The sequence below is a fragment of the Clostridium novyi NT genome (assembly GCF_000014125.1).
Classification (GTDB): Bacteria; Bacillota; Clostridia; order Clostridiales; family Clostridiaceae; genus Clostridium_H; species Clostridium_H novyi.
Map to the genome: position 1 here is coordinate 1,485,074 of NC_008593.1, position 20,711 is coordinate 1,505,784.

Annotated in this window: 21 protein-coding genes; 4 read left to right on the forward strand and 17 right to left on the reverse strand. The window is 26.2% G+C overall.

Annotated features, from left to right (window positions below; genetic code table 11):
• Positions 1-7 precede the first annotated feature (7 nt).
• The gene (gene truA, locus NT01CX_RS06975; protein WP_011722359.1) at positions 8-745 is read left to right on the forward strand and encodes a tRNA pseudouridine(38-40) synthase TruA; all 738 of its coding nucleotides are present in this window, start codon (positions 8-10) and stop codon (positions 743-745) included.
• 135 nt (positions 746-880) lie between these two features.
• Here truA and NT01CX_RS06980 read toward each other — a convergent pair whose 3' ends face one another.
• The 9 genes from NT01CX_RS06980 to NT01CX_RS07020 form a co-directional block, all read right to left on the reverse strand.
• The gene (locus NT01CX_RS06980; RefSeq protein WP_011722360.1) at positions 881-2,410 is read right to left on the reverse strand and encodes a methyl-accepting chemotaxis protein; all 1,530 of its coding nucleotides are present in this window, start codon (positions 2,408-2,410) and stop codon (positions 881-883) included.
• A 14-nt stretch (positions 2,411-2,424) separates the two neighbouring features.
• On the reverse strand, positions 2,425-3,432 hold the full coding sequence (locus tag NT01CX_RS06985) for a ketoacyl-ACP synthase III (protein ID WP_039225361.1): 1,008 nt from the start codon (positions 3,430-3,432) through the stop codon (positions 2,425-2,427).
• Positions 3,433-3,680: 248 nt separating this feature from the next.
• Positions 3,681-3,923 carry a GIY-YIG nuclease family protein gene (locus tag NT01CX_RS06990; protein WP_011722362.1) on the reverse strand — a complete coding sequence of 81 codons (243 nt, stop codon included), beginning with the start codon at positions 3,921-3,923 and terminating at the stop codon, positions 3,681-3,683.
• Positions 3,924-3,933: 10 nt separating this feature from the next.
• Complete coding sequence (locus NT01CX_RS06995; protein WP_011722363.1) at positions 3,934-4,338, reverse strand: NUDIX domain-containing protein; 405 nt, start codon at positions 4,336-4,338, stop codon at positions 3,934-3,936.
• A 469-nt stretch (positions 4,339-4,807) separates the two neighbouring features.
• Positions 4,808-4,945 (reverse strand): hypothetical protein, encoded by a 138-nt coding sequence (locus NT01CX_RS12300; RefSeq protein WP_187146692.1) that lies wholly within the window; start codon positions 4,943-4,945, stop codon positions 4,808-4,810.
• 103 nt (positions 4,946-5,048) lie between these two features.
• Entirely contained in the window at positions 5,049-5,255 is a 207-nt protein-coding gene (locus NT01CX_RS07005) for a helix-turn-helix domain-containing protein (RefSeq protein WP_011722364.1), read from the reverse strand.
• Between the two features lie 16 nt (positions 5,256-5,271).
• The gene (locus NT01CX_RS07010) at positions 5,272-5,766 is read right to left on the reverse strand and encodes a DUF2975 domain-containing protein (RefSeq protein ID WP_011722365.1); all 495 of its coding nucleotides are present in this window, start codon (positions 5,764-5,766) and stop codon (positions 5,272-5,274) included.
• Between the two features lie 51 nt (positions 5,767-5,817).
• On the reverse strand, positions 5,818-7,266 hold the full coding sequence (locus NT01CX_RS07015) for a DUF4153 domain-containing protein (RefSeq protein ID WP_011722366.1): 1,449 nt from the start codon (positions 7,264-7,266) through the stop codon (positions 5,818-5,820).
• 208 nt (positions 7,267-7,474) lie between these two features.
• Positions 7,475-7,813 carry an arsenate reductase family protein gene (locus NT01CX_RS07020; protein ID WP_011722367.1) on the reverse strand — a complete coding sequence of 113 codons (339 nt, stop codon included), beginning with the start codon at positions 7,811-7,813 and terminating at the stop codon, positions 7,475-7,477.
• 227 nt (positions 7,814-8,040) lie between these two features.
• Between NT01CX_RS07020 and NT01CX_RS07025 the strand changes: the two genes are divergently transcribed.
• The gene (locus NT01CX_RS07025) at positions 8,041-8,883 is read left to right on the forward strand and encodes a DMT family transporter (RefSeq protein WP_011722368.1); all 843 of its coding nucleotides are present in this window, start codon (positions 8,041-8,043) and stop codon (positions 8,881-8,883) included.
• Between the two features lie 61 nt (positions 8,884-8,944).
• Here the strand turns inward: NT01CX_RS07025 and mscL are convergent, their stop codons facing one another.
• The 6 genes from mscL to trhA all read right to left on the reverse strand — a co-directional run bounded on the left by mscL (position 8,945) and on the right by trhA (position 16,703).
• Positions 8,945-9,361 carry a large-conductance mechanosensitive channel protein MscL gene (gene mscL, locus NT01CX_RS07030; protein WP_011722369.1) on the reverse strand — a complete coding sequence of 139 codons (417 nt, stop codon included), beginning with the start codon at positions 9,359-9,361 and terminating at the stop codon, positions 8,945-8,947.
• 119 nt (positions 9,362-9,480) lie between these two features.
• Entirely contained in the window at positions 9,481-12,081 is a 2,601-nt protein-coding gene (gene clpB, locus NT01CX_RS07035) for an ATP-dependent chaperone ClpB (protein ID WP_011722370.1), read from the reverse strand.
• A 142-nt stretch (positions 12,082-12,223) separates the two neighbouring features.
• The gene (gene recQ / locus NT01CX_RS07040; protein WP_011722371.1) at positions 12,224-14,662 is read right to left on the reverse strand and encodes a DNA helicase RecQ; all 2,439 of its coding nucleotides are present in this window, start codon (positions 14,660-14,662) and stop codon (positions 12,224-12,226) included.
• A gap of 102 nt (positions 14,663-14,764) precedes the next feature.
• Positions 14,765-15,535, reverse strand: a complete 771-nt coding sequence (locus tag NT01CX_RS07045; protein ID WP_011722372.1) for a potassium channel family protein — start codon at positions 15,533-15,535, stop codon at positions 14,765-14,767.
• 157 nt (positions 15,536-15,692) lie between these two features.
• Positions 15,693-16,025, reverse strand: coding sequence for a thioredoxin family protein (locus NT01CX_RS07050; RefSeq protein ID WP_011722373.1), 333 nt, complete (start codon positions 16,023-16,025; stop codon positions 15,693-15,695).
• Between the two features lie 30 nt (positions 16,026-16,055).
• Positions 16,056-16,703, reverse strand: a complete 648-nt coding sequence (trhA, locus tag NT01CX_RS07055) for a PAQR family membrane homeostasis protein TrhA (RefSeq protein WP_039238501.1) — start codon at positions 16,701-16,703, stop codon at positions 16,056-16,058.
• A gap of 340 nt (positions 16,704-17,043) precedes the next feature.
• Here trhA and NT01CX_RS07060 point away from each other — a divergent pair, with 340 nt between their 5' ends.
• The gene (locus tag NT01CX_RS07060; RefSeq protein WP_011722375.1) at positions 17,044-17,646 is read left to right on the forward strand and encodes a DUF1836 domain-containing protein; all 603 of its coding nucleotides are present in this window, start codon (positions 17,044-17,046) and stop codon (positions 17,644-17,646) included.
• A gap of 39 nt (positions 17,647-17,685) precedes the next feature.
• Here NT01CX_RS07060 and feoB read toward each other — a convergent pair whose 3' ends face one another.
• Positions 17,686-19,806, reverse strand: a complete 2,121-nt coding sequence (feoB, locus tag NT01CX_RS07065; protein ID WP_011722376.1) for a ferrous iron transport protein B — start codon at positions 19,804-19,806, stop codon at positions 17,686-17,688.
• Between the two features lie 28 nt (positions 19,807-19,834).
• Positions 19,835-20,083, reverse strand: a complete 249-nt coding sequence (locus tag NT01CX_RS07070; RefSeq protein WP_011722377.1) for a FeoA family protein — start codon at positions 20,081-20,083, stop codon at positions 19,835-19,837.
• Between the two features lie 171 nt (positions 20,084-20,254).
• On the opposite strand from NT01CX_RS07070, the gene mntR reads away from it, so the two are divergent.
• Positions 20,255-20,710, forward strand: a complete 456-nt coding sequence (gene mntR, locus NT01CX_RS07075) for a transcriptional regulator MntR (RefSeq protein WP_039226026.1) — start codon at positions 20,255-20,257, stop codon at positions 20,708-20,710.
• Position 20,711: the final 1 nt, after the last annotated feature.

The following is a 20,711-nucleotide window of genomic DNA, read 5'->3' on the forward strand; positions in this document are numbered from 1 at the left end:
AGTATACATGAGAAACATAAAGCTTACAATACAGTATGATGGAACTAGATATAAGGGTTGGCAAAAATTAGGCAATAATGATAATACTATTCAACATAAAATAGAATCTGTTTTAGGTGAACTTTTAAAAGAAGAAGTAGCGCTTATAGCTTCTGGTAGAACTGATGCAGGAGTACACGCAAATATGCAAGTTGCTAACTTTAAAACTGATTCTAGAATATCTAATGATGAAATATCTAAATATTTATATAAATACTTACCTCAAGATATAGTTGTTAAAAGTGTTAACGAAGCTAGTGAAAATTTTCATTCTAGATACAACGTTAAAGAAAAAGTTTATACTTATAGAATACACAATAGCGAAGTACATGATGTATTTACTAGAAAATATTCATATCATGTTCGTGAAAAGCTTGATTTAAAGAAAATGAAAGAAGCATCTAAATTATTCATAGGTGAACATGATTTTAAGAGTTTTACGGCGTTAAAATCAAAGAAAAAATCCACTGTAAAAACAATTAACTCAATCACTTTTAGAAAAAAAGAAGATGATATAGAAATTGTTTTTTCAGGAAATGGTTTTTTATATAAAATGATTAGAATCTTAGTAGGAACTTTAGTAGAAGTTGGTCTTAACAAAATCTCTATAGACGATGTTAAAGATGTTATGGATAAAAAAGATAGAAGTATTGCACCAGAAACTGCTCCAGCTCACGGACTTACATTAACAGAAGTTAAATATTAAATCACAAAAGGACTAGTATAAAATTTATACCAGTCCTTTTGTGTAGCATAATATTCTATATTTTAAGGTAGGATTTTCCCTTAAAAATTATTGATAATAATAAACTTTAGTCAATAGGGTTTTGTGCTTTTTTATTTATTTATCTTCCTTAACTAAATTATCCATGTTTTCCGCAAGATTTTTAAGTTCTAATGAACTTGCATTTAATTCTTCTGACATAGCCGTATTATCATCTATAGCTCCTCTTATAGGTTTAAAACTATTTAATAAAGAGTCAAGTCCATTTGATACTTTTTCATTAAAATCAACCATATTGTTAATTTCTGTTTGGAAACCATTTATAAATGTCTCTATTTCCTCTATGTCTTTTCCATTTTCATTTAACTTGTCTATACTAGACTTTATATCATCAACAATATCAATTAAAATATTACTTCCATTAATAATATTTTCATTATTATCACTTATTAAATATTCAACTTCACCAATATTTTTTTGAAACTCTCCTACTATTTTTGATACACTTTCTAATGAATCATCTGTATTCTCTGCAAGCTTTCTTACTTCTTCTGCTACAACAGCAAAACCTTTACCTGCTTCTCCTGCTCTTGCAGCTTCAATACTAGCATTTAAAGATAAAAGATTTGTCTGCTGAGATATATTAGATATTACGGATAGCAGTTCATTAATTTCATGGGATCTCTTCTGAAGTACTGTAGTTGCTTCTAAAGTTTTTCCTATACCTTCTTTAATATTTTGGATTATACTTATCATATTGTTTAAGGAATCACCATTATTATTTGATATTTTTATAACCTCATTAGATGACTTTCTAGTTTCTCTAACTTTATCAGTTATTTCATTGGTATTATTTAAAATATCATTTAATAAGTTTTTATTTTTAGATGATTCTTTTATAATTATATCCGCCTCATTGTCTATAGTTGAACAAGTACTTGCAATCTCTTCAAGTGAAGCTGTAGAATTTTCAGCAGCAACATTTAATGATTTGCTAGAGGAAAGTAATACCACTATGTTCTCTTTTATACTATTAAATACATTTAATAGTTTTTGCTCATTCTTAAATAAAAAACTTTCTTTTTCGTCAACACTAAATAATAAATTTATTGCTGTACTAGCAAGCATCCACATGGCACTTGTATTTAAAAATATAACTAATATTCTTATTACCATTTCTGATTTTAAATTTGTGCTTGGAAATAATTCTGGCTTTAAGAAGTATAAAATAAATTGTGAAATTACACTAAGCACTATTGAAATGATGGATGTTCTCTTATCTAAAAATAATAAAGTTATAGCCAAATAATAAGAAATTGCAATCCAAAATTCTTTTGTAGGTAATATTATATTTAAAAATAAATAATTTATATATGTTATTGCTATGAAAATTCCTATAATCACTCTATAATCTTTAATTAAAAGTTCTAGTTTACCTTTGTATTTATTACGCATATACAAAAATATAAGGATTTCTAACAATAATATTATTTCAAATATTATTATACTCTTCCAATTAAGGGTTGGAAAAATATTTGTTATTTTTATTATAAACATAACAAATGCAGCTAAAATTGCACTTCCTACATAAGAAGAACTGGCAAACAAAAATGTCTTTTCCTTATATTCATCTATCATTCTTTTCATAAAATTCTCCTCACTTACCATTTATATAATAATGCTGTCATGCTATATCCTCCTCCAACAGAACAGAATATATTTATATCATCTTTTTTAAAATTAGTTTCTTTAATTTCTTCATGAAAAGCTAAGAAAGGACTACTTGGACCAGTATATCCGAATTTATCTGCTACAAAATTAAATTTATTTTGGGATACTCCTAAATTCTTCATAGTAGCCTTTAATTCTTCTCTTGAAAATTGAGACATAAAAAAGTGATTTACATCCTTAGGTACTAAGTTTTTTTCATCTAATACTTCTCTAATTATTTTTGCCCAGTTAGTAGCTAAGAAATCACAATTGAAATGATCCCATTGAAGCAATTTGTCATATGTAGGTATGGTTGTATCTAAAACCTTTGACATTCCGCAACGAGGGAACCTAAAATATTTAGCATAATCAGAATCTGTTAAAGTAACAGAGCCCATAAATCCTCTTTCATCTTTTTCTTCGCTTACCTCTAAAATAATTGCACAAGCATTATCCCCATTTGTTGCATATGTGATTACATCATCATTTCTAGAATATCTATTAAGTAGATATGAACCAACTACTAAAGCTCTTTTATATTTTTTGTCACCTCTTAGAAATTTTGTTGCAACATCTACACCGTGTAACATACTTATACAATCACAGCTTACATCAAAACAAACTTTAGCACTTCCCTCTAATGCTCTATTTAGCATAATAGCACAACAAGGTGTTAAATACTCTGGAGCATTTGTAGCTGATATTATTATGTCTATATCATCCCCAGTTAAGGATGCTTTTTTCATAGCTAATTTAGCACTTTCTATAGACATAGTTAAAGTATTTTCATCCTCATCCGCTACCATTCTTTTTTCTCTTCCCAGTTCCTCAAAATACTCTTTCGCCTCCTCCATTAATTCAGGTTTAACCTTTTCAAAATGATCTAAATAATATTTATTATCTAGAACTTTCTTAGGATGATAACTTCCAATTGATTTAATAATTACGTTTCTGTTCATATTTCCCTCCATTGTCATTTTATAAAAGTCTACTATTACTTATTCGTATAATATTATATACTTTTAACTATATTTTTACAAAATTTTGTAGTTTTTAAGCATTTTTTAAATATAATTGTATTTTTTACAAACCTTTATATTGTTTATAATCTTTTTTCAAAAATACACATAATAAAAATAAAGTTATGTGAGTAAAAAAATAAATCCTCTACTTTGAATAATAGAAGATTTATTCTTTACTAATTTTTTTATTTGTTTTTTATTAATTCTAATTTCTTTTTTCTTGTAAATTTTTTTATTTCACATTCCCTTTTTATGGCTTCTTCTTTGGTTTTAAACTCTTCATAATACTTTAAAGTAACTGGTCTCCTTGCCCTAGTATATTTAGCACCTTTTCCACTATTATGAGTTTTTACTCTTTTATTAATGTCTGTAGTCCATCCTGTATAAAGAGTAGAATCACTGCATTCTAGAATATATGTGTACGGCATAATAAAATCCCTACAAATTATTTATAGCATTTTTAGTAGTTATGGTTATGTTTTCTGGTAAGCTTTCAATAGAAAACCACTTTAAATCATGGTGTTTTTGTGGTTCCACATTTTTTACTTGTCCATCTATTATTTTAACTAAAAATGTAGGCGCAACCCAATGAGTTTTTTCTTCTGAAATTATATGATTAGTAACAGTTATAAGTTTAGTTATTTCTATATCTACATTAACTTCTTCCTTAACTTCTCTCTTTATAGCTTCTTCTAATGTCTCAAACATTTCAACCTTTCCACCTGGAATGGACCAACATCCCTTTTCTGGTTCTTTATTTCTAAGTAATAATAATATTTCTCCACTACTATTTTTAATTACTGCTCCTACTCCAACTCCAATATAGTCTTTTCCTTGTATCATATTTATCACCCTAACTTTGTATTTTCTATATTTTTATTATTCTGTATTAACCTTATTAATTTATATATTAGTAAAATGAATATAATTATTTTTATACTAAATCCTATAATACTGATTAAAGTACAATACAAATGATATTTATAACGTATATTACTTATTAACATTATAAACCAAAACCATATCTGAAATAAAATTAAAGCTATATTTATTTTTATAAAATTTAACCTTTTAAAAATATAGATTAAATATATCATTAAATAAATACCATCTAGTATTACAAATAATATAAATTCATTACGTGAAATATTAACAGGAATATCACTTGATATAAGTATACAATACGTAAAGATAAAAAACGAAAAAATAGTAATACTTATTAAAATAACTCCATCTATTAATTTTTTCATAAAATCCCCCTATTAATTTAGTAAAAAGCTATGGTATAGTTTTTATACCATAGCTTTTTAGGTTAGTTGTCATCTCGTATGTTCTTACATGAATCCATTGTATTTTTACAACTAGATACTGGATCTATTGATGCTGTAATAAGACCTAATACTGATGTTACACAAATCGCTAATATTTTAAACATCTTATTGCTTTTCAAAATATCACCTCTTATTTAATTAAATGGATATTATTATACAATAAAATTTTAATCCTCTTTGCTTGTAATTTCAATCTATTAAGTAAATAATAAACTATGATTATTACTCTTTAACATATTCTAAAATATCTCCTGGTTGACATTCTAACTCTTTACATATAGCCTCAAGAGTTGAAAATCTTATAGCCTTTGCTTTATTGTTTTTTAGTATAGATAAATTGGCATTGGTTATGCCTACTTTTTTAGCTAAATCTTGAAGTGACATTTTTCTCTTAGCCATCATAACATCTAAATTAATAATTATCGCCATAATAAAATTTCATCTCCTAAATTGTAAAATCATTTTCTTCTTTATACTCAATAGCTTTTTTGAAAACCCCTGCTAATATGGCAATAAATATTCCCGCTAATATAAATATTATAGGCTCTGTATCTGTATGTATCCCTTTTGCATCTAGATATATAAATTTATATTTTTCCTTTCCAAAGCTTACAACAAAATTTCCAAAATAACATGCTGCTATTATAAAACATTTTACTGATATCTTTTTTAAAGATGTCACATTGGACCATATAAAAGGATTTGCCTTAATTAAAGTTATAACTATCTTTCTAAGTTCAAATACTATTAAAAATATACATATAACTCCAATAGTTAATAGGGTTCCTAGTATAATTTTATTTTTTCCAGTTATATTTCCTGTGTTTTTAAAAAAAGTATTGTAATATACAAGCATAGTAAGTCCTATTCCAACTATTAGTATAATATTTAATATCCATAATAGGACTTGTGATAAAGATTTTTTACCGTAATATTTCATGATTTTCCTCCAATATATTTTAAAATTAAAGCTCTAAAACTTAATTAAAAATTATTTTTTTATTGAATTTCCTTTATTGTAATAATAATTGTATTGATACCAATGCTGTTGTACTTTCTTATTGTTAGATATCCATTGTTTATATATATACTTAGAAATTAATCCATTTTTATATGCTTTTGTCATAGAACCATAATTATCAAAGGACAATTCTGTTAAATAGTCATAATCTATCTTCCCTAAATTTTTTGCTATTCTAATATTGTTTACAGTTATTATATTATCTATATTAACAAAATTAACTGCTACATATAGTATAGCACCACAAATAATTATAGGTTTAAACAAATTTATATTTTTCCAAATAAACATTAACAATAAAAATAATATTATTGCTAAAAAAACAATAAATATACTAACTAAAATTCTAAGTCTTGTGAATCCAAATACTCTAATATAAAGTCTTATTTTATAAAATGCGGAAACATCCATACTAAGTGTAAGTATAGTTATTAATGAATATAATACTAAAAGAATCTTATTTTCCTTTTCATTAATATCTGTTGTATAACTTTTAATTAAAACAACTAAAATTATATTTACAACAACTATAAAAACTAATTGAAAAAATCCACTTCTTGCATATTCAGAATATGAAAAACCTTCAGGCATAGACTTCTTAATATATAAATAACTTATTTGAATCTTAGTAAAAATACTATACAGTAAAGTTATTAAAGTTAACATTGTTATTACTACTACAGGGTTAAAATTAACTTTATTTTTAACTTTATTATCATTTTGTTTTAATTTCACTAAGAAACTACAATACAATCCAAATATAAATAATGAAAATACAACAGATGACAATAACTTTTTAGCTGTGTCTCCAATATTAATATAGCGAATATTAAATATTATATTATAAACATAGTGACTAAAAACTTCATCTGCACTAGATAATAGCTTAATTAATATAAACAAAATTGGTATAGCTATAAAGACACCTAGTATTATTTCATATACCTTCTTTTTATTGTTTTGATTTTCACTTTTATTTATAAATAAATAACTTAATTTATGAATATTTTTTATATTTGGTATAGCTATAAATATTCTTGTTATTAAAATTCTTTTAAATGATTTACACTTAAATTCTATATTATTATAAGTTATAAGTAAAAAACCTGAAAGTAGCGTAATTGGAATTAAAACTTTATTAAGAAATCTAAATAAATCATTACTATAAATTGCATAACTTAAGGACAATAATATACTTATTATGATAAAAAATATTCCAGTATAATTTTTGTTTTTTACTCCATTTATCAATAAAAATCCTAAAGTTAAAGTACCTACGAATATAAAAACTGATATTCCTCCATAATTAAATGCAAATTTATAAAATAAAAATCCTATAAAAACTGATAATAATAGTATTTTTAAAATATTTATACTTTCGTTTTTTGAAACATTAAAAATTTCTTTTTTATATTTCATACTTAGTTCCCCCTATTTTGTCTATTTACTTTTACATAATATTAACATATGATTATTTGAATTTCAATATATTTTTATTGTTTTTCAATAAATAAATATTGAATTTCACTATACAAATGTATATGTAAAGCAAAAAAATTCCTATGAAATAGAATTTTTAATGTTCTACTCCATAGGATATGTTTTTAACAGATTATAAATTTTAATATTACTCCCAAGTTTTCCACACATCAGGTTTGTACCCAACTGTAGCTTCTTTCCCGTTTCTAACTATTGGAGTTACATATAACTTGGGGTTATTTAACAAAATTTCTTCTTTAACACTAGAAGTTCTTATATGCTCCATGTTCGATTTTTTATATTCTTTTGAAGACTTATTTATTAAATTTGTAAGTCCCACAGCATTTTTAACACTTTGAAATTCTCCTTTGCTAAGTCCTTTCATGTTTAAATCTATAAATTGATACTTTATTTTTCTCTCTTTAAAGTAACGTTCTGCTTTTTTAGTATCAAAACATTTTTTCACTCCAAAAATTTGAATATTCATATAAAATCATTTCCTTTTCATCTATATTTTCATACTTAATTTTAATATTATCATACTTACATTAATTCTTCTACAGAAGCTATATTTAAGTGTTTTTACGCATTATTATTTATATTTATATAAATTTCATAATACTCTCCTAATAATCGTTATATGTAATTTATTTGACTTAATATTTTATGATTATATAATTATTATTAGTATTTATTCATAAGGAGGACTTAATTTTGAACAAAAGCAAAGGCATTATATTTATGATTCTTGCCTCTCTTTCATTTGCTACAATGAATCTTTTTGGCAAGCTTGCAACTACGGCTACACCTTATCAAAAGACATTTATTTCAAATGTTATAGCAAGCATAATTGTTTGCTTTATTATTTTTTATAGAAAAGAATCTTTTATTGGTAAAAAAGAAAATAGAAAGTATCTTGTTTTAAGAGGTGTAATGGGTACAATATCCATTTTAACTTTATACTTTTCTTTAGATCATCTTTTTCTAGCGGATGCCACTATTCTTACAAAACTTAGTCCGTTTTTTACTATAATATTTTCTTTTTTAATTCTTAAAGAAATGATTACTAAAAAACAGCTTAGTTTTTTAATTGTAGCATTCCTGGGAAGTTTATTTGTAATAAAACCTCAATTCAATTCCTCAATTATTCCTTCACTAATGGGAGTAATATCAGCAGCTACAGCTGGACTTGCATACACTATGATAAGAATTTTAGGTGATCGTGAGAGCTTCTATACTATAATTTTATCATTTACTGGAATTGCTACTTTAACTATGTTTCCATTTATGTTTATACATAATTCAATTACTTTAAATCATGCCTTATTATTAGTTTTAGGTGGACTTTGTTTTACTATAGGACAAGCATTTTTAACATTAGCATATAAAAATGCTCCAGCATCTGAAATATCTATGTTTGACTACTGCGGATTATTGTTTGCTGGAACCTATGGATTTATTTTATTTAAAGAATTGCCAGATATATTATCAATTATAGGATATATAATTATTGTTGGCTCATCAATATTAAATATACTTTTTAATAAAAAACACTAAACCAAAAAGATGCTATCTATAAAAGTTAGCATCTTTTTTATTAACATGTATATAATTACTATTATTTATTGTCTTTTTTTAATAAGTCTCTTATTTCTTGAAGTAATACTACTTCATCTGAAGGAGTTTCTTCTTCCTTTTCCTTCTCTTCTTCTACTTTTTTTATTTGTAATTTAGATATTAATTTAATAAACATAAATATTGAAAATGCTATTATTATAAAATCTACTACATTTTGAATAAAGTTTCCTATATTCAATGTTATAGGTGGCTTATTTCCTATACCATGTTTCAACGTTATTTTTAAATATGTGAAATTTATTCCTCCTGTTATAAGTCCTATAATTGGCATTATTACATCTTTAACTAATGAAGATACTATTTTCCCAAAAGCTCCCCCAATTACAACACCTACTGCAAGGTCTAAAACATTTCCCTTCATGGCAAATTCTTTAAATTCTTTTATTGTTTTTTTCAAAGTATCACTCCATCTTTTCTTTAGAATTTTATGAATATTAATATCAATGATAACATAAAAGACTTTGTAATTCCATGAAAAATTACAAAGTCCTTATATTTATTCAATTTTAATTACAATTACTTTACTAATATTTCTATATTGTCATCTTTGACATTTACCATAACATTGCAACCATCATATATTTCTCCGGCTATAATTTTCTTTGCAATTTTAGTTTCTAATATATTTCCTATATATCTTTTTAATGGTCTTGCTCCGTAAATTGGATCATATCCTTCTTTTGCAAGTACTTCTTTAGCAGCATCTGTAACTTCCATAGATATATTTCTTTCTTTTAATCTTTCTTTTACATGTTCCATAAATATATCTATAATCTTTTTAATTCCTTCTTTTGTTAATGGTTTAAACATTATAATATCGTCTATTCTGTTAAGGAATTCGGGTTTAAATCTCATCTTCAAAGTTTCCATAACTTCTTCTCTTACTTTTTCATCAACTTCATCTTTACCTTTATTTTCAAGTAAATAACTGCTTCCAAGATTTGATGTCATTATTATTATTGTATTTTTAAAGTCTACTGTTTTACCCTTGTTATCTGTAAGTCTTCCATCATCTAATATTTGAAGGAATATATTAAATACATCATCATTAGCTTTTTCTATTTCATCAAATAATATTACTGAATAAGGGTTTCTTCTAACAGCTTCAGTAAGTTGACCTCCTTCTTCATATCCAACATATCCTGGAGGTGGTCCAACTAGTCTAGATACGGCGTGTTTCTCCATATATTCAGACATATCAATTCTTATAATATTATCTTCACTATCAAATAAGTTTCTTGCTAGTGTTTTTGCAAGTTCTGTTTTACCAACACCTGTTGGTCCTAAGAATATAAATGAACCTATAGGTCTTCTCTCATCCTTTAAACCAGCTCTTGCTCTAATTACAGCATTAGAAACTGCAACTGTTGCCTCATCTTGACCTATTACTCTTTTCTTTAACTCATCTTCAAGTCTTAAAAGTTTCTCTTTTTCTCCTTCAACTAGTCTAGTTACAGGTATACCAGTCCATTTAGATACAATTTCTGATATCTCCTCTTCTGTAACTTCTTCTTTTAAAAGAGCTCCTTCATAATTATTTTGCATTTCTTCTTCTTTTTCTTTAACCTTTGCTTCAAGTTCTGGAATAGTTCCATATTTTAATTGAGCAACTTTGTTTAAATCATAATCTCTTTCTGCTTTTTCTACTTCTCCTCTAGCATCGTCAAGTTTGCTCTTTAAATCTCTTACTTCTAATATGTGAGCTTTTTCTTTTTCATACTTTGCAGTCATTTCATTATTTTTTTCTTTAAGTTCTGCAAGTTCTTTTTCTAAAGTTTCAAGTCTTTTTTTAGAAGCTTCATCATTTTCTTTTGTTAATGCCTCTTTTTCAGTTTCAAGCATTAATTGTTTTCTTCTTATTATATCAAGCTCTGTTGGAAGTGAGTCAATTTCACTTCTTATCATGGCACCAGCTTCATCAATTAAATCTATTGCTTTATCTGGAAGATATCTATCTTGTATATATCTGTGAGATAATTTAGCAGCTGCAACTATTGCAGAGTCATGAATTCTTATACCATGGTGAATTTCAAATCTTTCTTTAAGTCCTCTTAATATTGAAATTGTGTCATCTACTGTTGGTTCACTTACTATAACTGTTTGGAATCTTCTCTCAAGTGCTTTATCTTTTTCAATATACTGTCTATATTCGTCAAAAGTTGTAGCACCTATACAGTGAAGTTCTCCCCTTGCAAGTAATGGCTTAATTAAGTTTCCAGCATCCATAGCACCATCTGTTTTACCTGCTCCAACTATAGTGTGTATTTCATCTATAAATAAAATTATTTTTCCATCAGAACTTTGTACTTCTTTTAAAACAGCTTTTAATCTTTCTTCAAATTCTCCTCTATATTTAGCACCAGCAATTAAAGCTCCCATATCTAATGAAAATATTATTTTTTCTTTTAGTCCTTCTGGTACATCTCCTCTTACAATTCTTTCAGCCAGACCTTCAACTATAGCTGTTTTACCAACTCCTGGTTCTCCAATTAATACTGGATTGTTTTTAGTTCTTCTTGATAAAATTCTTATAGTTCTTCTTATTTCCTCATCTCTTCCTATTACAGGATCTAATTTATGTTTTTTTGCAAGTTCTATAAGATTAGTACCATACTTTGCAAGAGCATCATAAGTTCCTTCTGGATCTTGAGTGTCTACCCTTTGATTTCCTCTAACCTCTAGTAAAACTTTTAAAAATGCATCCTTAGTAATAGAAAATTTATTTAATAATTTTCCTACTGCTCCACTTTTATCTATTTCAATTATTGCAAGCATAACATGCTCTACACTTATATACGAATCATTAAAATCTTTAGCTATCTTATCTGCTTTAACTAAAACTTCATTTATTCTTCTAGTAGCTACTATACCTGATGATTGTGCTCCCTCACCTAAAACCTTTGGCATAGAATCTAGTTGTAGATGTAGATCATTTCTAAGAACATTTATATTTACACCCATTTTTTCAAATATATTAGGAATTAATCCATCTTCTTGATTTACAAGTGCAGAAAATAAATGTATTATGTCCATTTGTTGATGATTATATTTAACTGCCTCACTATATGCATCATTTAAACTTTGTTGTACTCTTACAGTCATTTTATCTACATTCATATGTTTCACCTCTTCAAAATTTATCCTCTAATCTGTATTATTATTTGTTTATGTTTATATAATAATACAAAGGTCAAAGAAAGTCAAAGTCTATTTGATATTAATTTAAATATATTTTTATGCAAAAATAAAAATACTACTTCTAAGAAGCTAAATAATACTTTTTTAATATAACTGCTCTTATAGATTCATATTTAATTTCTGGAGGAAGTTCTTTTTTTATCTTACTAACTTTTTCATATCCAACTCTATTACAAGCATCAACAATAATTTTTTCATCTTCTTTTGTATACAGTCCTTCTAAGGATAAGTCAAAATCTATATTTCCTCCATTTTTTATATAATCAGTTACATATCCAAGTATAGTTGAAATTCCAACTTCAAGTTCTTTTGCTATTTCATTTAAACTAAATCCATTACTTAGCATATCCATAGCTATTTCATTATTTTCTCTTGTTTCTCCATCTATTATAGCTTTTCTTCTTTTTTTATCTACCCAATTAACCGTTATATTATTGTCATATACATATTTATTTACACACTGTAGTATCTTTAAGCCGTATCTTTCTATCTTTTTAGGTCCTATTCCTGAAATATCTTTTAGGTTTTCATCATCCAAAGGATATCTTCCACTTATCTCTTTTAATGTATTTTTAGATAATATCATTTGTGGAAGCACTTTTTCTTCTCTTGCAAAATCTTCTCTTATCTTTAATAATTCATTAAACAATTTTATATCTGTTGTAACTTCAAGAGGAATATCTTTATTATTTTCTTCTAAATTTAAATAAGTATTTTTTAAATTTATATTATTTTCTTTTACATAATCTATAATTGCTTTTTCAAATTCTTCTCCATACTTTTCATACTTAATTTCCCCTACCCCTGAAATCTCAAGCATTTCTTCTCTACTTCTAGGATATTTTAAGCTCATTTCTCTAAGTGTGCCATCTCCAAATATAATATAGGGTGCTACCTGTTCTCTCTGTGCTATTTCCTGTCTTAATGCTTTAAGTATATTAAATAATTTATTTATGTGAGTATCTTTATGTTTAGCCTCAAAGACTTTAAACTCCACTATTTCTTGTCCCTTTAAAACACCTATGGACCTATTATTTAAGTTTAAAACTGGATATGTACCTCCACTTAAACCTATATACCCATGAGATACTAATGTATTTATAAAGTTTTTTAATTCTTCTCCTGTATATTCTTTCATTATTCCATAAGTTGATAAACTATTAAATCCTAAATTTAATACCTTTTTGTTTTTAGAACCTCTAAGCACATCAACCACCATAGTAGTTCCAAAGCTTCTCTTCATTTTATAAATGCAAGACAATACCTTTTGAGCATCTATAGTTTTATCAACTATTTCTCCTTCATTTAAACAATTACTACAGTTGCTACAACTTTCATTAAATTCTTCTCCAAAATAATTTAGTATATATTTTCTATAACAATCATTGCTATAAACTAAATCTACCATTTCTTGAAGCTTTTCATATTGTTTTTTCTTTCTTTCAGGATTCTCAACACTTACTTCTATTAAATACTTCTGAATATGAATGTCTCCTGGTGCAAATAATAATATACATTCACTTTTTTCTCCGTCTCTTCCTGCTCTACCTATTTCTTGATAATAAGCCTCTATATTTTTAGGCATACTATAATGTATTACGTATCTTATATTAGGCTTATCAATTCCCATACCAAAAGCATTAGTTGCAACCATAATTCTTACTCTATCATGTATAAAATCTTCTTGATTTTGTTTTCTTTCATCATCACTAAGTCCCGCATGATATCTTCCAATTGAAAATCCTTTTTTACTTAAATTATCATATATATTATCTACTTCTTTTCTAGTTGCAGCATAAATTATTCCTGAATCTTCTTTATTATTTTCAATATAATTTAAAACATAAGCTTTTTTACTTCCTGATTTTATTATAGTAATATTTAAGTTTTCTCTATCAAACCCTGTTATAAATACTTTTGGATTTTTTAATCTTAATAGATTTATAATGTCATCTCTAACTTCATTAGAAGCTGTTGCAGTAAAGGCTGTAACTATTGGTCTTTCCTTAAATCCATCTATGAATTTAGCTACATTTCTATAACTCACTCTAAAATCATGTCCCCATTGGCTGACACAATGCGCCTCATCAATTGCAACTTGAGATATTTTAACATCCTTTATAGCACTTAAAAATTCATAAGACTCTAATCTTTCAGGTGCTACATATAATATTTTATATTTATTATTCTTTAAATTTTCTATAACTTCATTAAACTCATATATACCTAATGAACTGTTTATATACGCACAGCTAACTCCCATATTTTTTATACTATCAACTTGATCCTTCATAAGAGAAATCAATGGAGAAATTACAATAGTAAGACCATCCATCATTAAAGCAGGTATTTGATAACAAATGGATTTTCCTCCACCAGTAGGCATTATTGCTAGAACATCATTTCCATCTAAAACACTTTTTATAACTTGTTCTTGCCCTTTTCTAAAACTTTTATATCCATAGTATTTTTCTAAAATTTCTACTGATGTTTTTTTCAAACTATTTCACTCCTTAGGAATATTTATATATTATTAATTATAGCCTATTAACTGATTATAAAACAAAAATCACTACACTTAAAGTATAGTGATTTTAAATAACTATTTAATTGTATTATCTCTCTTTAATGTTATTAATACGTCAAACATATTTTTTATATCATCATTAGTTAAGTTTTCAAAATTATCAAGTTTATCTTTTATGTCTTCGATTATTATTCTTTTATACGATCTTCTAAATTTTCTTTTATTTAGACAATATGTAGCTATTGTTCCTGTTAACATGCTTATAAAGCTTATTCCTATTATAGTTAGAATTACAGCTATGATTCTCCCTAATCCAGTTTTAGGAGAAATATCACCATATCCAACAGTTGTAGCTGTTACAAAACTCCACCATAATGCATCTTTAAACTCCATTTTTTCAACAAACGTGATAGAATATGATCCTATTATTACTACTATTATGGTTATTGTCAAAGCATAATTAAAATTATTAGTTTTTATAAATGCACTTGCTTTTTTCTTAAATTTAGATAGAAACACTGTAGCTTTTACTATCTTTGTTAACTTAGATATTCTTATCACTTTTCCCATATTATACATTTTAAGTCCTTTAAATAAAGGATTAAACGGAAGTATACAAACCAAATCTATTTTGTTATTAAAAATAAATTTAATTTTGCCATGACTTTTAAAAAACCTAATAACATAATCTAAAATAAATACTATCCATATAAAATTATCAATAATATTAAAAATATATCTTTCTTTAGGAGATAGATTTAAAATAAGGTCTACTAATGACATAATAACCACAAATAAAGATAATAATGCCATACTTATCTCATAATAAATTTCTCTCTTATTCATATTATAACCTCTTTCATTAGTAATCTAACTTAGATTATAATATATTACTTTAAGTTTGTCCTTGCTTTATGGATTTTTTTATAAATTATGTATAATTATAAATGCAAAAATCAAAGGACAAACATACTTATCCTTTAACCTTTATATTTATAAAATCTTATTTGTAAATTAAATTATAGTATCTCTCCACAGTATTTTTTAAATTATCCATAGCAATAAATCTTCCCTCTCTTAATACCTCTTTCCCTTCTGCATAAAAAATTATAAGAGGTAAGCTAAATATATAAAACTCTCCTGCAACTTCCAAAACTTCACTTGAATCCACTGTACCGATTTCTAACTTAGGAAACTTATTTAACTGTTCTTGAATTTTAGGAAGTAGCATATGACAAACACTACACGTTTCAAGCTTAGATGTAACATATATTAATGCTAATTCATTTGTACTTATAAATTTTTTTATTTCTTCAATAGAAGTTAATCTTTTCATAATGTCCCTCTCCCTTTGTATAAACATTCACTATAAAATATATTTTAATACCATAAAATAGTGACAAAAGCTTCCCGCTAATACGAATAAATGAAATATTTCATGAAATCCAAAAACCTTTGATTTTATCCTTGGCCATTTTGTAGCATAAATAACTGCCCCTAGTGTGTATAAAACTCCACCTATAAACATTAATTCTATTCCTCTTATATCCATACTCTTAGCCAAAGGAGAAATTATAAATACTGCGATCCATCCCATAAATATATACAGTAATGTAGATAACCATCTAGGAGACTTAAACCAAAATATTTTAAACAATACTCCACTTAATGCCAAAATCCATATTAAACTGAACATAATCCATCTTAATTTTCCTTGAAGTGTTATTAAACATACTGGAGTATATGTGCCTGCTATTAATACATATATCATAGAATGATCTATTCTTCTAAGAAACTTTATTACTTTATCTGGCGCTTTTATTAGATGATAAACACTACTTGCTGTGTATAAAAGTATTAAACTTATTCCAAAAATTATTACAGCTACACATGCTAAAGAAGAAGAATACTTTATATTCCTTTCATAATTAATTAACACTATAAGCCCTATTATAGAAATTATAACACCAAACAAATGTGTAAATCCACTTACGGGTTCCCTAAACCTATTCACTTTAAACCATCTCCTAATTTCTATTATATAAATATGCATATTTCATAACGTAGTTTTAAAAACTACTACATGTTGTGTATATATTTTACCACAAAGTTATAGTAGTTTTAAACTCTAAATTTAACTAAATATCTCCTTATTTATGCATTTACATATATTTTCACTAATCATAGTTTTAATTTCTTTTGTTATCTATTTATTAAATATATTTCTAGTAAACTGTAAAGTTCTCATATACCTATATTATTACCACCAATATGTGGTTTTATATACTATACATTGCATTATTAATATTACTATGTTAATATTTTTTTAATACATATACATTGAGGTGTTACAAATGAAACTAAATAATGAATACTTAAATTCTTTTATAGAAAATCTTCATTTAGAAGATAATATTAAGTTATCTGATATACCAGATTTAGATTTATACATGGATCAAGTTATAACTTTGTTTGATGATAAACTAAGTAACCTAAAAAGAAATGAAGATGATAAAATTCTAACTAAAACTATGATAAATAACTACACTAAAGCCAAAATTTTAATTCCTCCAGTTAAGAAAAAATATAGTAAAAATCATATTATTTTACTGATTTTAATCTACTATCTAAAACAAAATTTATCTATTAATGATATAAGTTTATTATTTAAAGATGTCATAAAAGATTTATCTGACTCTGAAAACACAACTTTAAATCTAAAAAATCTATATGAAAGCTTTTTAAATATAAAAAAAGAAACATCAGAACAATTTTTAAACAACATAAATGATAAATTTAAGCTAATAGAAAAAGAAACTAAAAATGAAGATGATTCTAATACAGAACTTATTCGAAAACTTCTTTTAGTTTTATGTGTAATAAATGAAGCTAATACTTATAAACGCTTAGCAGAAAATATGATAGATAATTTATTTCCAAGCAATAAAGAAAAATAGGTAAAATGATTTTCCTCACTTTTACCTATTTCTTATGTTTTATACTAAACGAAATATTTTAAATATAAGTGTATTAAACATACACACAACAATAGCTATTGCAGTTGGAATTAATGCTGCAAGTGCTGTCCATTTGTTACTTTCAGTCTCTCTTTTTATTGTCCATAATGTAGTAGCACAAGGCCAATGAAGAAGTGTAAATATCATAACATTTAGTGCAGTAAGATAAGTCCAACCATTGTTTAATAATATTCCTTTTAATGATTCTAAACTCTCAAAATCTATCATAGAACCTTGTGACAAGTATGACATTAATAATATAGGTACTACTATTTCATTTGCTGGTATTCCTAAAATAAATGCTAAGAGAATAAAACCATCAAGTCCCATTAATTTTGCAAAAGGATTTAAGAAATTTGCTACATGAGATAATATACTTAAATTTCCTATAGTAACATTACTTAAAATCCATATTATAACTCCTGCAGGGGCTGCTATTGCAACTGCCCTTCCTAAAACAAATATAGTTCTATCTATTATAGATGTGTATAATATTCTACCTATTTGTGGTTTTCTGTAAGGTGGTAATTCTAAAGTAAAACTAGATGGTATACCTTTTAGTAGGGTTTTAGACAGAATATATGAAACGAATAGTGTAATAATAACTCCAAGTATCACCATTATTGTAATAGTACAAGCTGGAATTGCACTTGATAGCCTACTATTATTTCCTACAACTAAGAATACAGATGATATAGCAAGTAGTGTTGGAAATCTACCATTACAAGGCATAAAATTATTAGTTAATATTGCAATTAACCTTTCTCTTGGTGATTCAATTATTCTGCACCCTATAACTCCCGCTGCATTACAACCAATTCCCATACACATAGTAAGACACTGTTTTCCATGTGCGCAAGCTTTTTTAAATAGATGATCTAAATTAAATGCTACTCTTGGAAGGTATCCCAAATCTTCAAGCAATGTAAATAGTGGAAAGAATATAGCCATTGGAGGTAACATAACTGATATTACCCACCCAAGTGTTCTATAAAGACCTAATACTATTACCCCATAAAGCCACTTTGGTGCATTTATTTCGTTAAACCAACTAGTAAGTACCCCTTCAAATTTAAAAAAAGCTTTTGATAGAAGTTCCGATGGATAATTTGCTCCAGTTAAGGTTATCCAAAAAAGTAATGCCAGTATAGCTATCATTATTGGAATTCCAAATATCTTAGATGTTATATACTTGTCAATTTTTCTATCCCTGTTCATTTTATCTTTGTCTATAATTACACAGGTCTTTATTACATCTTCAACTCTTTTATATGTTTCTTGTGTTATATAATCTCTTATGTTTTCTTTATCTATATTTTTAGTTAATTCACATACTTCTTTTAATATTTCTTTTCTATTTTCTTCACTAATATCTTTTAAAATAGAATGTATTATAGTGTCATCACCATCAATAAGTCTTAAAGCTATCCATCTTGAGTTTATCTTTGGAATCTCTTTTTGTATTATGTTTTCTATGTTACTTACTATAGATTCAATTTTCTCCTTATACACTACTCTTTCAGGTTTTACTGTAACTTTATTAGATACAACTTTATATACAGCACTTTTTAATTCCTCTATACCAATGCCACTTCTTGCTGCTGTCATAACAACTGGTATTCCAAGTTCACTTTGTAATCTATTTGAGTCTATTACTATATTTTTTTTCTTTGCCTCATCTATTAAATTTACACATAACACAACTTTATCTGTAAGCTCCATTATTTGATAAACTAGATTTAAATTTCTTTCAAGACAAGTGGCATCCGCAACTACAACAGTGACATCAGGATCTCCAAAGCAAATAAAATCTCTTGCAACTTCCTCTTCTGCAGATGTTGCAAAAAGTGAATATGTTCCTGGTAAATCAACTAATACATATTCACTAGATTTAAACTTAAATTCTCCTCTTGCATTGACAACTGTTTTTCCAGGCCAATTTCCCGTATGTTGATGTAATCCTGTAAGTGAGTTGAAAACTGTACTTTTACCTGTGTTAGGATTTCCCGCTAAAGCTACTACATACTGTCCTTCTTTTCTTTCTACCTTATAGATGTCTCTTAAAGAATCTACCTGAGTTGACTTATAAGTAAGTCCCATAAATTCCTCCTATATTGATTGCTACGCTTTAAGCCATTGAAACATCTATTAATGATGCTTCATCTTTTCTTAATGCTATCATTGCCCCTCTTATGTTATATATTGTAGGATCTCCTGTAGGTCCTCTTTGGATAACTTCTACAGTTGCCCCTTTTGTAAGCCCTAATGCAAGCATTCTCTCTCTTATAAATCCACTTGAGAGTAAATCTTCAATCTTTACTAAACTTCCAACATTCATATCACTTAGCCTTTTAATGTTATCCTTTATTTTTTTCATTATGGTTATGCCTCCACTTTAAAAATTATTTCAATAACCTAATAAAATTAGCTTAGTCTAACTTTTTTAGCTAATATTATATTATGACAAAATAACATTAAGGTGACTCATAGTTAATAAAACTTTAATTTTGGCATATAATTTAACAACTATACTAAAGTAGGTGATATTTTGAAAACAGAGAATTTCTTTACCTTTAGCGAATATATGAAAAAAGATATTAATGTTTTAACCCCTTCAATGGAAGACTATTTAGAAATGATATATAGGTTATCCAAAAAATCTGGCTTTACTAGAATAAATGATCTTGCATCATCACTTAATATACAACCTCCTTCTGCCACTAAAATGGTACAAAAATTATCTAAATTAGGTCTCATAAACTATGAAAAATACGGAGTTATAGTCTTAAAAGATGAAGGTAAACGCATAGGTAACGCTCTTTTAAAAAGACATAAAATCATAGAAAATTTTCTTACATTAATAGGCGTTTCAAGTAGTGGCATACTAGAAGAAACTGAAAAAATTGAACATACTATAAATCCTGAAACATTAAAATGTATAAATAATCTATTAAGCTTTTTCGAGAATAACTTAGATGTACTAAATCAATTTAAAAGTTTTTAAA